At 42.0% G+C, this 15,304-nt stretch carries 14 protein-coding genes; 11 read left to right on the top strand and 3 right to left on the bottom strand.

Annotation, left to right across the window (positions count from 1 at the left end; genetic code table 11):
• The first annotated feature begins 369 nt into the window (after positions 1-369).
• From ACX0HA_RS04810 to ACX0HA_RS04860, 11 genes are all read left to right on the top strand, one after another.
• On the top strand, positions 370-1,527 hold the full coding sequence (locus tag ACX0HA_RS04810) for a homogentisate 1,2-dioxygenase (protein WP_458844133.1): 1,158 nt from the start codon (positions 370-372) through the stop codon (positions 1,525-1,527).
• 148 nt (positions 1,528-1,675) lie between these two features.
• Positions 1,676-2,833: a 4-hydroxyphenylpyruvate dioxygenase gene (gene hppD / locus ACX0HA_RS04815; RefSeq protein WP_458844134.1), complete on the top strand. Its 1,158-nt coding sequence runs from the start codon at positions 1,676-1,678 to the stop codon at positions 2,831-2,833.
• A gap of 304 nt (positions 2,834-3,137) precedes the next feature.
• Positions 3,138-3,905: a DUF3108 domain-containing protein gene (locus ACX0HA_RS04820; RefSeq protein WP_458844135.1), complete on the top strand. Its 768-nt coding sequence runs from the start codon at positions 3,138-3,140 to the stop codon at positions 3,903-3,905.
• Between the two features lie 5 nt (positions 3,906-3,910).
• Positions 3,911-4,843, top strand: a complete 933-nt coding sequence (locus tag ACX0HA_RS04825; protein ID WP_458844136.1) for a tryptophan 2,3-dioxygenase family protein — start codon at positions 3,911-3,913, stop codon at positions 4,841-4,843.
• Positions 4,844-4,866: 23 nt separating this feature from the next.
• Positions 4,867-6,102 carry a peptidoglycan DD-metalloendopeptidase family protein gene (locus ACX0HA_RS04830; protein WP_458844137.1) on the top strand — a complete coding sequence of 412 codons (1,236 nt, stop codon included), beginning with the start codon at positions 4,867-4,869 and terminating at the stop codon, positions 6,100-6,102.
• Between the two features lie 12 nt (positions 6,103-6,114).
• Positions 6,115-7,755 (top strand): glucose-6-phosphate isomerase, encoded by a 1,641-nt coding sequence (pgi, locus tag ACX0HA_RS04835; RefSeq protein ID WP_458844138.1) that lies wholly within the window; start codon positions 6,115-6,117, stop codon positions 7,753-7,755.
• A gap of 575 nt (positions 7,756-8,330) precedes the next feature.
• The gene (locus ACX0HA_RS04840) at positions 8,331-8,870 is read left to right on the top strand and encodes a hypothetical protein (RefSeq protein WP_458844139.1); all 540 of its coding nucleotides are present in this window, start codon (positions 8,331-8,333) and stop codon (positions 8,868-8,870) included.
• A 277-nt stretch (positions 8,871-9,147) separates the two neighbouring features.
• Positions 9,148-10,182 (top strand): fatty acid desaturase family protein, encoded by a 1,035-nt coding sequence (locus ACX0HA_RS04845; RefSeq protein ID WP_458844140.1) that lies wholly within the window; start codon positions 9,148-9,150, stop codon positions 10,180-10,182.
• 215 nt (positions 10,183-10,397) lie between these two features.
• Complete coding sequence (locus ACX0HA_RS04850; protein WP_458844141.1) at positions 10,398-10,835, top strand: hypothetical protein; 438 nt, start codon at positions 10,398-10,400, stop codon at positions 10,833-10,835.
• An 85-nt stretch (positions 10,836-10,920) separates the two neighbouring features.
• Positions 10,921-11,400 (top strand): septal ring lytic transglycosylase RlpA family protein, encoded by a 480-nt coding sequence (locus ACX0HA_RS04855; protein ID WP_458844142.1) that lies wholly within the window; start codon positions 10,921-10,923, stop codon positions 11,398-11,400.
• The gene (locus ACX0HA_RS04860) at positions 11,400-11,777 is read left to right on the top strand and encodes a septal ring lytic transglycosylase RlpA family protein (protein ID WP_458844143.1); all 378 of its coding nucleotides are present in this window, start codon (positions 11,400-11,402) and stop codon (positions 11,775-11,777) included. The genes ACX0HA_RS04855 and ACX0HA_RS04860 overlap by 1 nt, the downstream gene beginning before the upstream one ends.
• Before the next feature lie 97 nt (positions 11,778-11,874).
• Here the strand turns inward: ACX0HA_RS04860 and ACX0HA_RS04865 are convergent, their stop codons facing one another.
• The 3 genes from ACX0HA_RS04865 to ACX0HA_RS04875 all read right to left on the bottom strand — a co-directional run bounded on the left by ACX0HA_RS04865 (position 11,875) and on the right by ACX0HA_RS04875 (position 15,255).
• Positions 11,875-12,273 (bottom strand): DoxX family protein, encoded by a 399-nt coding sequence (locus ACX0HA_RS04865; RefSeq protein ID WP_458844144.1) that lies wholly within the window; start codon positions 12,271-12,273, stop codon positions 11,875-11,877.
• Positions 12,274-12,488: 215 nt separating this feature from the next.
• Entirely contained in the window at positions 12,489-13,439 is a 951-nt protein-coding gene (locus ACX0HA_RS04870; protein ID WP_458844145.1) for a DUF3078 domain-containing protein, read from the bottom strand.
• Positions 13,440-13,485: 46 nt separating this feature from the next.
• On the bottom strand, positions 13,486-15,255 hold the full coding sequence (locus ACX0HA_RS04875; protein WP_458844146.1) for a 1-deoxy-D-xylulose-5-phosphate synthase: 1,770 nt from the start codon (positions 15,253-15,255) through the stop codon (positions 13,486-13,488).
• Positions 15,256-15,304: the final 49 nt, after the last annotated feature.

The raw sequence follows: 15,304 nt of genomic DNA on the forward strand, positions 1-15,304 counted from the left end.
AGTTGGGTTTGAGTGGTTTCCCCTCCTTTGGAGGGGTGCCCGTAGGGCGGGGTGGTTAATAAGTTAAAAAGTATAATTTTAAAACCACCCCGGCTTTCAGCCACCCCTCCAAAGGAGGGGAAATCTATCGTTGCGGTTAAGATTTACGATTCATTAACAGCAAACTGCGACTGAATACTGAACACTTCTTCTCAATAATTCATTTTTTCGCAAAAACTCACCCGTAAAATTAAATTTTTCCGATATTTGTTGCTATGAATGTACAGTGGCAGGGATTGCTAAGTTATCTGAAGTTCCTCATCAAGAGAAATCCTGAATGAGGCGTTATGCATTGGAGTAAAATCATTCATAAATAAAACATTAACTATTATGCCTATATATCATAAATTGGGGGACTTTCCTCAAAAAAGACATACGCAGTACGAGAAACCGAATGGCGGCTTTTATTATGAGCAGCTGTTTGGTACAGAGGGTTTCCACGGGCACTCTTCATTACTGTATCATGTACACAGGCCTACGCAGGTAAAAGAGATCATAAAATCATACTCTGTAGCGCCAAAGATCGCAATAGACAAGAATATCAAATCGCTTTTGTTCAAAGGTTTTGAACTGAAGCCGGAAGATGATTTTCTTGACAGCCGTAAGCCAATGCTGGTAAACAGTGACTGTGTTATCGGTCTTGCTGCACCACGCAAATCGCTTCGTGAGTACTTTTACAAAAATGCTGATGCCGATGAGATGATCTTCATCCACAGAGGAAAAGGAACGCTTCGCACTTTTATGGGTAACATCCCGTTTGAATATGGCGATTACCTTATCATTCCTCGTGGCATGATCTATCAGATCGATTTCGAAACAGAAGATAATCGTCTTTTCTATGTAGAGTCGCATGCACCATTCTATACGCCAAAACGTTACAAGAACGAAAGCGGACAGCATCTGGAGCATTCGCCATTCTGCGAGAGGGATTTTAAACTTCCTGAAACGATAGAGACCTATGATGAGAAAGGTGACTTCCTTATCAAGGTCAAAAAAGAGAACATGATCCATGAGATGGTATATGCTACGCATCCGTTTGACGTAATTGGGTGGGATGGCTATAACTTCCCTTATGCATTCAGCATCCATAACTTTGAGCCTATCACCGGAAGGGTTCACCTTCCGCCGCCGATACACCAGACGTTTGAGACTTCTACATTCGTAGTATGCTCTTTCTGTCCAAGGCTGTACGATTACCACCCGAAAGCTATTCCTGCACCATACAACCACAGCAACATTGACAGTGATGAGGTATTGTATTATGTAGACGGTGACTTTATGAGCCGTAACAACATAGAGCAGGGACATATCACGCTGCACCCTAAAGGAATTCCTCACGGGCCTGCACCCGGTGCTATGGAGCGAAGCATAGGCCACAAAGAAACTCAGGAACTTGCGGTAATGGTAGACACCTTCCGTCCGCTTATGGTTACCGAGATAGCTATGGGTCTTGATGATGGCAAGTACTATAAATCGTGGGTTGAGTAAACCGAGAGACCTCACCCCCTCCCGATAGCTATCGGGACTCTCCAAAGGAGAGGGAACAGCTTCACTCTGCTGAAAACATGAGTGAAAAAAAATAAAAACAAAAACTAATATCATTCTGCCTTACCGCAGAATCAAAATACAGAATATCATGAGTGAAATAAAAAACGTAGAATACGGACTGGAAAAAATATTTGAAGGAGCACAGGATTTTCTTCCGCTATTGGGTACTGACTATGTAGAGCTTATAGTGGGTAACGCTAAACAGGCGGCTCATTTTTATAAAACAGCTTTCGGTTTCCAGTCTTTGGCGTATGCCGGACTTGAAACGGGGTTAAGAGACAGAACGTCTTACGTTCTTGTTCAGGATAAGATTCGTCTTGTGTTAACTTCTCCGCTTACGGCAGAATCTCCTCTTAACGATCACCTGGCAACACATGGTGACGGCGTAAGGGTAGCTGCTCTTTGGGTAGAAGATGCCCGTAAATCTTTTGAGGAAACGACAAAGCGTGGTGCTAAGCCATTTATGGAGCCAACAGTTGAGACTGATGAATTTGGTGAAGTAGTGCGTGCAGGTATTTACACATACGGTGAAACAATACACATGTTTGTAGAGCGTAAAAACTATAACGGTGTATTCTTACCGGGCTTCAGGGAGTGGAAATCGGATTACAATCCGGCACCAACAGGGCTTAAATATGTAGACCACATGGTAGGTAACGTGGGGTGGAACGAAATGAATATATGGGTTAAGTGGTATGAAGATGTAATGGGCTTTGTTAACTTCCTTTCATTTGATGATAAACAAATCAACACGGAGTACTCTGCATTGATGAGTAAAGTAATGAGCAACGGTAATGGCAGGATTAAATTCCCTATTAATGAGCCGGCTGAAGGAAAGAAAAGATCACAGATCGAAGAGTATCTTGATTTTAACGGAGGACCTGGTATTCAGCACGTGGCTATCGCTACGGATGATATCATCAAAACCGTGTCTGACCTTAAGGCTCGTGGCGTAGAATTCCTTTCTGCACCGCCGCAGGCTTATTATGATGCAGTACCGGGACGTCTTGGTGCTCATAAAGATGCTTTTAAAGAAGACATCAAAGAAATACAGAAACTGGCGATCATGGTTGATGCTGATGAGGAAGGTTACCTATTGCAGATATTTACCAAGCCACTACAGGATCGCCCGACACTTTTCTTTGAAATTATTCAGAGAATGGGTGCAAGAGGTTTTGGTGCAGGTAACTTTAAAGCACTTTTTGAATCGATTGAACGTGAGCAGGAATTGAGAGGTACTCTATAAAACCTACCTATTTTTGCAGATAATATAATTTTAGACCGTTCAGAGGCTTGAATTTTGTGAAATATGTGTTAAAGTGAAAATTTAACGAACAAATTTTCAATAAAACTAATTACCTTTGCACTCGCAAAAAAGGAGGATTTCATAGGCTTCCTTTCTAGCAAGGTAAATTTTTCATAATTTATAGTTTTTTGGTTGGTTAATAGCATAAAAACCCGGTCATTGTTTGACTGGGTTTTTTTGTTTTCTTATTTTTGGAACAGAAATTGCATTTATTGGCTCTAAATACCAAAATAAATAAATTTATATGAAGAAATTGATTGCATTTTTCTTGCTTTTTAGTGCTTCTGATGCGATTTCGCAAAGTTCCTTTAATGTTGGTGAGCTGTTTAAATTCAGGATACATTATGGTGTCGTGAATGCTGGCTATGCCACACTGGAGGTAAAAGATGCCACAAGGGACAACAAAAAAGTATACCATGTTGTAGGGAAAGGTTATACGACCGGAATGACGAAGTTTTTCTTTAAGGTAGATGACCTGTATGAAAGTTATTTTGACAAAACGACAGGCAAGCCATACCAGTATGTGCGAAAGATAGACGAGGGTGGCTATACCAAGAACCAGGAAGGTTTTTTTAATCAGGACAACAACACGGTACTGGTAAAGGATTATAAGAACAAGAAACAGAAAACCATATCGGTTACTGAGAATGTTCAGGATATTGTGTCGACCTTTTATTACCTGAGGAACCATCCGAAGGTAGATAAAATGATTGTAGGCGAGTCTGTTACGGTAGACATGTTTTTTGACGATGAAGTCGTAAAATTTAAGCTGAAATTCATTGGCAGGGAGGATATAAAAACTAAATTTGGAACCGTTTCTACAATGATATTCAGGCCGCTGGTACAGTCAGGCCGTGTATTTAAGGAAGAAGAGAGTTTAACGGTCTGGATTTCAGACGATGACAATAAGATTCCGCTGCGAATTAAAGCAAGTCTTGCTGTAGGTTCGCTAAAAGCAGATCTTGAAGAATATAAAGGATTGGCGCATACGCTTAAAATAAAAGCAAAATAATTACAATGGAGATTACAACCCCAATGCAGGAAAAGATTGAGCAGCTGAATGAAAAATTTGCTGCTATAAACCAAAAGACAGAAACCCATCTTGAAGGCCTTCTTTGGTCAAAACCTATAACGTATTGGGACTACATACAAACAGATGCGCTCCTTAACCTGCAGATACAAAGAACTACACTGCCTGATGAGATGGTGTTTATCATGTATCACCAGGTTAATGAGCTGCTATTTAAAATGATACTTTGGGAAATAGATCAGCTTTGCCATAACGAAGCTCCGGCAACCCCATTCTTTACCGAAAGGCTGATGCGCATTAGCCGTTACTTTGATATGCTTACCACATCATTCGACATTATGGGCGACGGTATGGAAGTAGAGCAGTATATGAAGTTCCGTAACACGCTTACTCCGGCAAGTGGTTTCCAGAGCGCACAATACAGGCTTATTGAGTTTGCATCGACAGACCTGATAAACCTTATAGATTACCGTTTTCGTGCTACAATAGACCGTAACACGCCTTATGAGCATGCGCTGGAGCACCTGTACTGGCAGGCAGCGGGCAAAGACCATAAAACAGGCGAGAAATCGTACCTGCTTAACGCATTTGAAAAGAAATATAAAGGCGAATTCCTTCGCTGGATGGAAGAATATAACACCATTAATATCTGGCAGAAATTTAAGCAGCTTCCTGCTGAAAGCCAGGCCGACCCTATGCTGGTAAAAGCGATGCGCCATTATGACTATACGGTAAACGTTACCTGGGTTATGGGACACCTTAATGCAGCAAAAAAATACATAGAAAGCCAGGATGGCCCGCAAGAGGCTACCGGAGGCAGTGACTGGAAGAAATACATGCACCCTAAATACCAGCGCAGGATATTTTTCCCTGAGCTATGGTCTGAAGAAGAATTGAGGACTTGGGGTGAGAATGTATAACCAATAGAAACACACTACACAAATTGAAGTACCTTACTGTCATACTGTTACTTTTTACATTAATCGGGTGTAAGAAGGATGAAGATACCGCAAAAACTAAACAAGCGGCCGTTAAAAAGGAACCCATCATAAAAGAATTTGGCTTTACGCTAAATGATTTTAAGGTGGTAAACGACACCATTGAAAATGGGGATACCTTTGGCAAGCTGTTGAGTGATGAGGGGTATGACGCCGCAGGTGTGCATAAGATTACCGAAGCCATAAAAGATTCCTTTGACCTGAGAGACATTCGCGTGGGTAAAGCTTTCACGATGCTGAAAGACAAAAAAGCACCTAACGCGCTTCAGGTATTTGTGTACCAGCCGGATGTTACCAGTTATTATGTGGTAGATCTTCGTGACAGTATTGCCAAAGCTTATAAAAAGGTAAGGCCAATGACCATAAAGCGCAGGGTTATTGTGGCAGAGATCGAAGGTTCGCTTTCGGAGACTTTATCTAATGCAGGGGCTACACCCGCACTGGCACATGAACTTTCTGAAGTGTATGCATGGTCTATTGACTTCTTCAAGATCCAGAAAGGCGATAAGTTTGCCGTTGCAGTAAACGAAAAATATATAGATGGCACGCAATATGCCGGACTGCAAAATATTGAATCATCTTATTTTGAATATAAAGGCAAACGTATTTATGCATTCCCTTTTAAAAAAGACCCTGATTCCAGGAAAGTTGATTTTTATGACGAGGAAGGAAAAGTGCTGAAGAGCATGTTCCTGAAAGCACCATTAAAATTCAGCCGCATAAGTTCAAGGTTTTCACCAAGGCGTTTTCACCCTGTACAGGGTCGCTGGAAAGCCCACAACGGAACCGATTATGCCGCACCGCACGGAACGCCTATTATGACTACAGCTAATGGAGTAGTGGAACGCACAGGTTATACTGCAGGTAACGGTAACTTTGTTAAGGTAAGGCACAATGGGCAGTACTCTACCCAATACCTTCACATGAGCAAAATATTGGTAAGGAACGGGCAAAGAGTGACTCAGGGCGACGTTATAGGTAAGGTAGGAAGTACCGGCCTTGCAACGGGACCTCACGTATGCTACCGTTTTTGGAAGAACGGGGTACAGGTAGATGCGCTTCGTATGAAATTGCCAAGCTCTGAACCGATGAGCGCTAAAGACAAACCGCGCTACATGGCCTACATAACTCCGCTCAAAAAAGAGCTGGATAGCTTATCAGACATCAAATTCTCTAAATAAATTCACATTACAATGGCCTTAGAAAACATCAATCCGTCCGGTACAGCCGCCTGGCAGGAGCTGATGCAGCATTTTGCGCAGATGCAGCACGCATCTATGGCAGCAATGTTTGCATCGGATAAAGACAGGACGGCGAAGTTCAACATTCAGTGGAATGATTTTATAGTTGACTATTCCAAAAACATCATTAACGAAAAGACATTGCAGCTGCTTCAGGATCTTGCCCAACAGGCAAATCTTAAAGGTGCAATAGATGCTTACTTTGGCGGAGACGCCATAAACCGCACCGAGGGCAGGGCAGTGTTGCATACAGCGCTACGTGCCCCTTCAACCGTAGATATTAAGGTTGACGGCGTTAATGTAATGCCCGAGATCTATTCGGTTAAGAACAAGATCAAACAGTTTTGCGATGCCATCATTGGCGGAAGCCAGAAGGGTTATACAGGCAAAGCCTTTACAGATGTGGTAAACATTGGTATCGGTGGGTCTGACCTTGGCCCTGCGATGGTTGTAGAGTCGCTTAAATTCTACAAGAATCAGCTTAATGTAAGGTTCATCTCTAACGTAGATGGCGACCACGTGATGGAAAGCCTTAAAGGGCTTAATCCTGAAACGACCTTGTTCGTAATTGCTTCCAAAACTTTTACGACCCAGGAAACGCTTTCTAACGCCGAGACGGTAAGGGCATGGTTCTTACAGTCGGCGAAGCAGGAAGATGTGGCGAAACACTTCGTTGCTGTATCGACCAATATCCAAAAGGTAACCGAATTCGGTATTGCCGAAAACAACATTTTCCCAATGTGGGACTGGGTTGGCGGGCGTTTCTCGCTTTGGAGCGCGGTAGGACTTACAATTGCACTGGCAGTAGGTTTTGATAACTTCGATAAATTACTGAAAGGCGCTAACGAAATGGATGACCATTTCCGTACTGCTGATCATGATAAAAATATTCCGGTAGTTCTGGCACTGCTTAGTATTTGGTACAACAATTTCTTTGGTGCCGAAAGTGAAGCACTTATTCCATATACGCAATACTTACAGAAACTTGCTCCATACCTGCAGCAGGGTATTATGGAGAGTAACGGTAAGAGTGTAGGGCGTGATGGCAAAGCAGTAAATTACCAGACAGGAACCATCATTTGGGGAGAGCCGGGAACAAACTCTCAGCATGCTTTCTTCCAGCTGATACACCAGGGAACTAAACTTATCCCAACGGACTTTATTGGCTACATACAGCCGCTTCATGGTAATAAAGACCACCACGATAAGCTGATGTCTAACTTCTTTGCACAAACAGAGGCCTTGCTTAATGGCAAGACCGAAGCGCAGGTGCAGGCAGAGTTTGACAAGGCAGGTGTTGCTGCCGATAAAGCCGATTACCTTCGTCCGTTTAAGGTATTTGCAGGCAATAAGCCAACGAACACGCTTCTTATTAAAAAGCTTACTCCCGAAACACTGGGCTCGCTTATCGCATTGTACGAACATAAAATATTTGTTCAGGGTGTTATATGGAACATATTCAGTTATGACCAATGGGGTGTGGAGCTTGGAAAACAGCTTGCTAATTCTATTCTTGACGAAATAAACTCAGGCGACGTAAAAACACATGACAGCTCTACGACTTTCTTATTAGAGAAGTTTTTAGGCAAATAGTTGTTGGTTGACGGTTGTCTGTTGATAGATAAAATAACCCCGAAGAGTAATCTTTGGGGTTTTCTTTTTATTGGCATAGATAGGTTTCCCCTCTTTCGAAGGGGTGCCCGTAGGGTGGGGTGGTTCCTTTGATTTGTAATTGGTAACCACCTCTGCTTTCAGCTTCCGAAACCACTGTTTTGCTGTAAAGACATTTTTTAAAAATCCCCAGTATTGGGTATGGATAACTGTCTTATAGAGACTTACTTTTGCAGTGTGTGTGTTTAAAAACGGGTAGTGCTGTATAAGCCTGCCTGTTTAAATACTGTTGATGCAGTAGATTCAGTAAATAAATTTCATATTGATGAAGCCCCGGAGAGCAATCTTCGGGGTTTTTGTTTTCACGTTTCGTCATTACGAGGAGGAACGACGAAGCAATCTAAAAAGATTGCCACGCTCTATTACATTCCGCTCGCAATGACGGAACAGGTAAATTGGAATGAGCTTTCCCCTCCTGTGAAGAGAGGTAAGGATTATTCACAAGAATAATTTTATGATGGGAATGGCGTTGTAATAATTTACTTAACTTTCAACGAATGCATTTTATGGGTAAGAGAAATAAATATGTAATTTTTGTATTGCTGCTGGCTTTGTCCAGCTGCTCAGGAAAAATGCCGGAACCGGTACAATACCCCAAAAAAATAAAGGCTGCAAATTATAAAATTACCTTTACTAATAACGATTTATGGGATACTGTGTATGATAGTATGAATGTTAAGAGAGTAACTAATAGAGATACTGTTACCTATATCTACTATAAAGATGGGAAGAGATTAAATGACACTCTGAAAATTTACGGAAACTCAGTTGTTTTTAATAGCGAAAAATTAAATCCGAAGTCATTTAAAAAGCTTCTATATAAGGGCAGGGAAATTTCAATTTATAAGTTTCATTATATGGATGAAAGAAGGGTGCATGCTACCTGTCAACCTGTACATACTCTTTTTATTACCGATTCCTCAGGGGTTTTTATAAAAAGAGTATCTGCTCTTAGTTCTCATGTATATGAATCTAATATTCAGAAGGAATTACAGCAACTGGTTATAAAAGATTCTGTTTTTTTCCGCAGTTATTAATCCACCCAATCCACTAACTATTTCGGTCAGGTTTCAGATTTATAGTTAAAAAGCTGAGTGATTACTGTTAATTATTGCTTTCTGAAAACTATTGGTGCGAATATTGCGTTTATATAAGTACTACAGCTAAAGAGGCCTTCCGAAAAAATTACGGTATTCCGATAATATAGAATTCACTCTCCATCAATTATGCATATCTGCATGGTTTACAAAGCATTGCAGTTATCGTCTCATGAATACCCGATTAAAATTTAAGAATACGTCCAAATCCCTTTTTATGGCTACTATACGCGCAAGGGTAGACCACCATTTCCAGGATTCAGGACAGTCGTATAATGCCAATTTTACAATGTGGATTAAAACAGCAGTTTTTCTTGGCGGTTTTGTAGTGCTGTATGGGCTCATCATATCAAACTTGTTTTCGCCATGGACTATGCTGCCGTTGGCATTGCTACTGGGTATGTTCAGCGCATTTGTTGGCTTTAATATCTGCCACGATGCTATTCACGGCTCGTTCTCGGCTAACGGGACAGTTAATAAAATATTCAGCAGTGTCTTCAATCTTGTGGGTGCCAACCCATATGTATGGACGATAACCCATAATGCAGCTCATCATACTTATACCAATATACCCGGGCACGATGAGGATATTGATGTCGCTCCGGGGCTGATACGCATATCTAATGAAGAGCCGGTAAACAAACTTCAGCGTTACCAGCATTGGTATGCTTTCCCATTATATAGCCTGGCTTCATTATCGTGGGTTTTTCGTAAGGATTACAAAAAATTCTTTCAGGCAAAAGTTGGGCATATAGCTGTAAAACACCCTAAGGCAGAATACTTTAATCTGTTTTTTTCAAAAGGGCTCTATTATTTCCTGTTCATTGTATTGCCTCTGCTTGTGCTTGATATCACCTGGTGGCAGTTTATCATTGGGTTTATGGCGCTGCATATAGCTCAGGGGCTTACCATGGGCTTAGTCTTTCAGTTGGCGCATGTTGTCGAAGGAACCGAATACCCTATGCCCGATCAGTCAGGAAATATTGAAGAAGCCTGGGCAGAACACCAAATGAGGGCAACGGCAAATTTTGCCACCGACAACCGTATTGCCGCTTTTTTTCTGGGCGGGCTTAACAGGCAGATCGAGCACCATTTATTTCCTAAAGTATGCCATGTGCATTATGGGACAATCAGTAAAATAGTTAAGCAGACAGCTGCCGAATTTAACATTCCTTATATTGAGAGCCGCACCTTTGTAGGAGCTTTAAAATCGCACTTCAGAATGCTTAAAAAATTCGGTTTAGAAGCATGATCACTTCAAAAAATCAGGAATCTACTGGACAAAATTAAAAATTTAACATTGGCGGCTGCCGGAGTCGTAACTCCTTTACCCTTGGGGGCTTAACAATGTTAATTGCTTCTTAGACAGGTTCTAAACTAGCGTTAACACTTAATTAACAGGGCTTTTTAAGTCGGTTTTTATAGGTAATTGGTTATATTTGCCTTTCCGAAAAAAACAAAAACTATATGAGCGGCGTATTAGACCTTCATTCTTATTGGGCATTTGCAGTACTTGTTTTCCTTTTATTGGCGACGTTGAACGCTTTTATGGGGTTGGCATCTAAAAGGGCATTTTTGCCAAAAGACAGGCAGATTTCTATGCTTGCGCTTATATTTACACATGTTCAGTTTGTTCTCGGATTAGTGCTTCTTTTTGTTTCTGCCAAAATGGATGCGGCAAAACAATTAGGCATGGGTGGGGTAATGAAAAACCCTGAACTCAGAAAACTACTGGTAGAACATCCTGCCATCAATTTAATAGCTATCATACTTATAACGATAGGCTGGTCTACGCACAAAAGAGCCGAAGACAGTACTGTCAAATTTAAAAAGATTGCAATTTTTTATGCCATAGGCTTAGTGCTGCTTTTAAGCAGGATCCCTTGGGATCAATGGTTAAGCTAACCGAATTCTAAAAGCCTTTTAAAGGCTTTTTGTGTCTATTGGCATGCTTATTGTTAAACATAAAAACCGAAAAATAATAATTATTATGAAGAATAAGATTATCGTTTTTAGTGTGTCATTATTGTTGCTAATAATAACGGGCTTTACAACTGGGGGTACAACGACAGCTCCCACAACAAAAAAGATTGAAAAATTTACTGCACCTAAGGTTGCCGCCGATACTACGGAAACGGCTAAACCTGCAGAACCTAAGCTGACACTCTACAAGCAAAACGTACTTGCGACTTATTATGCCGATAAGTTTAATGGCAGGAAAACTACAAGCGGCGAGCGCTTTCACAACAAGAAGTACACCGCAGCCCACATGAGGCTTCCTTTTGGGACCATGGTGAGGGTAACCAATGAAAACAATGGAAAATTTGTTGACGTTAAGGTGAACGATCGCGGCCCTTTCAGTAAAAAACTTGAGATTGACCTTACCAAGACCGCCTTTATGGAAATCGTTTCTAAAAAAGGATGCGGCAGCTTTAAGGTTAAGATGGAAATTATTGAGCCTGCAGAATAATGCGCAGATCGATTCTCATCATACTACTTATAACACTTACAGCCCTTACGGGCTGTTCGTCGTCTAAAGGGGCTTTTACATCCTACGACAAGAAAGCCAAAGCCAGCTATTATGCCGATAAATTTAACGGAAGGAAGACTGCCAGCGGCGAACGCTTTAGCAACAGCAAGCTTACTGCAGCGCATAGGAAGCTCCCGTTTGGCACGAAAGTTAAGGTTACTAATCTGGATAACGGAAAGTCGGTAATCGTTGTTATAAACGACCGTGGACCCTTCTCGGGCGGCTTTGACATCGACCTCTCTAAAAAAGCGTACAAGAACATAGCCGGCAAGAACCGCAGGGGCGATATGTATGTCTCGATTGAAGTAGCAAAATAGTCTCTATCCGATAGTTTGATAATTGGATTGTTTGACTGATTCTAAACAAGAAATCCCCACGCAATACGTGGGGATTTCTTGTTTAGTGCTAATTTGTTTATGCCTGAGACGGTAAGTTACGATAAGTTGCCGGATAGAGTTTCCTGAACATGGTATAGGTTACCGTAACCATTACCATCGCGATAATTGCATCTGCGGTAGCTGCAAAACCCAGAACGGCCAGTTTAGATACGAAGGCAAAGATGATGTCGAAAAAGATACCTGCAAATACCCATTCTTTTAATCGAAGAAGTTTGTTGGGTGTCAGTAAGACAAAAATCCCTGATAGTTTTGCCACACCAAGCAGATAGATAAAATGAGCAGGATAGCCCAGCTGTTGGGTAATATCCCATACTACAGGGTTTTTAGTAAGTTCAAAAAAGCCGCTTGCGCCAAACCATAATGATGTTAGTACTGCTCCTGTCCAATAAATTCTTTTTTGTGTTTTAAGTTCCATGATATTATGTTTTATATGTTGTTTGATAGGGCAAATTTGCATTACAAACAATTATGAAAACAGCCATATTCTGCCGAAACGGGCAATTTAAAACGTCAAACGGACAATGGGATCATTGAAGATTAAGCGTGCAAAAAAAATCCCCACGCAATAGGTGGGGATTTCTTGTTTATTTTGAGTGAAGCGGTAATGTCTCACATCTATTATCTACTATTTTAGAAAGTATAGGTAAGCCCTACACCAAGCATTTGTTTCAGCTGTATTTTTGGGCCTTCGGTAACCTGAACACCATCTTTCTCTACTTTGCTTTTAATGTCGTCGTCATAGATCATGTGCATGCCCACGTTGGCTTTAACATACTGGTTTACGGTAAGGTCAAGCTGCATCTGCCAGTCTACATCAATATTCCCGAAATTATTCAGGTAATCGGTATAAAATACAAAACGGTTATCGAGCATGATATTTTTGAATATCTGACGTTTGTACTGGTTGGTAATTAAGATACCTACCTCTGTACGGGAGTTCTTTCCATGGCTTATAATGTTCCCGTCGGCATCATATACTGCGCCCGGAACCCCAAAAGCACCCTGATCGGCAAGCCTGTTATTAGTTACAATGGTTGTTTTCGCGGTAAGTGGCGATAAATAAAGATTGAGTCCAAGGTCTTTACGGATGTACTCGGTACCAACCCCTAAGAAGATATAGGCAGGAGAAAACGGGCCCGAAATCTCTTCTTTTGTATTAGGATAGTTATAACCGTTGGCAAACTGCGTCTTGAAATTGAATTTGGCACTATAATACCAGTTGGAAACCGTGTCTGTCCTGTAGCCAAAAGTAGAGTTCATCTCAATCTGGTCATCGGTTTTACGGGTGCCCTGTCCTTCCTGCCTGTTCAGTCCGTACTTTAGGATAAGCTCGTTGCTCCAGTTCAGGTATTTTTTTGCATATTTTCGTATGAAAGCACCTTTTGCAACACCGGCAACAGAGTTATTACCCCCTACATTCCAGTTGACGAAAGCCACCTGGTTTAGGTCGAGGCCTACAGTGTTGCTTCGCTCCCAGTTAGTTATCGAGTCGGGAAGGGTAGTGGTTACAAGTACTTGCGCTTGGGTCTTTGGGCTAAATAGGATGCATAATAAAACTATTACACAGGCTTTTATTCTCATTCTGAACTGTTTTATTTGGAAAATTGCTGCAAAAGTCGGTATTTTTTCAATAAGCAGAAAAAATATCTTTAAGGCTTTTAACGTCAATTCCGCAAGATTGTTGCAGCTCGTTTACAGTTCCCTGCTCTATGAATGTATCTGGAATCCCTAATGTTCTTATTTTCAATGAATAACCCTGCTTTGCGGCAAAGGCACAGATGCTGCTGCCAAAGCCGCCGGTAATGCATCCATCTTCAATAGTTATAATTTCTTCGTGCTGTTTGAAGATATCATGAAGTGATTTGGTATCCAGAGGTTTGATAAAAGCAAAGTCATAATGAGAGAATAACGATGCATTATCTGATTGTTCAAGGGCTTTTATCACGTTGTTGCCGATGGTTCCTGTAGACAGTATGGCAACTTTAGTTCCTCCTTTAAGCAGATGAGCTTTGCCTATTTCAATTTTTTCAAATGGTTGGATCCAGTCGGTATTCTCACCGCGGCCACGAGGGTAGCGTATGGCAATAGGATGCTCAAGTCCCAGCTGGGCAGTATAAAGTATGTTGCGTAACGCGCTTTCGTTAAGCGGTGCGTAAACGATCAGGTTAGGTATGCATCTAAGGTAAGCAATGTCAAAAACTCCGTGGTGGGTTGCGCCGTCTTCGCCTACAAGCCCGGCACGGTCAAGGCAAAAAATAACGGGCAGGTTTTGCAATGCCACGTCGTGTATTACCTGGTCGTACGCCCTTTGCAGGAACGTGGAGTATATATTGCAGTACACGATCATGCCCTGTGTTGCCATGCCTGCGGCAAGGGTAACGGCATGCTGTTCGGCGATACCTACATCAAAAGCACGGTCGGGAAAAACCTCCATCATGAATTTCATAGAGCTGCCCGATGGCATTGCAGGTGTGATGCCGAGTATATTTTCGTTTTGTTCTGCCAGTTCTACAAGCGTAAGCCCAAAGACATCCTGGTATTTTGGCGGGAGGTTCTCATCGGCAATAGCCAAAACCTCACCCGTAAGGCGGTCAAACTTACCGGGAGCATGATATTTTACCTGGTCTTCCTCGGCTTGCTTAAGCCCTTTGCCTTTGGTAGTAATAATATGCAGGAAACGCGGGCCTTTTTTATGTTTCAGCCTTTCAAGCTCTTTTAGTAGTACAGGCAGGTCATGCCCATCTATGGGGCCGCTGTAATCAAAGTTAAGCGACTTGATCATGTTGTTGTCACGCGGATTGGTGCCTTCTTTTACCTGGGTAAGGTAGTTTTTGAGTGCGCCCACGCTTGGATCGATCCCTATGGCATTATCGTTGAGTATCACGAGCAGGTTGGCATCGGTTACTCCGGCGTGGTTTAGGCCTTCAAACGCCATCCCCGATGCTATCGAAGCATCCCCGATAACCGCAATATGATTCTTTTCGGTTTCGCCCTTTAGCTTAGAGGCAATTGCCATGCCCAGTGCCGCCGAAATAGAGGTGCTGCTGTGGCCGGTGCCAAAGGTATCGTATTCGCTTTCGCTGCGTTTTGGGAAACCGCTTATGCCGTTTAGCTGACGGTTGGTGTCAAATTTATCTTTGCGGCCTGTAAGCAGTTTGTGTCCATAAGCCTGATGGCCAACATCCCAAACCAAAAGGTCGTCAGGAGTATCGAAAATATAATGCAGGGCAATGGTAAGCTCTGTCACGCCAAGGCTTGCGCCAAGATGGCCTTCTTTGGCCGATACGATATCAATAATAAAGCTTCGCAGCTCCTGTGCCAGTTGTGGCAGCTGTTCAGGGCTGAGTTTTCGTAAATCAGCGGGGTCGTTGATAGCTTGTAATAGAGTGTTTGCCATTGCGTGAAATAGAATAGCAAATTTACGTTATTTGTTGATGTGTTGATGT

The organism is Flavobacterium hauense (assembly GCF_054457175.1).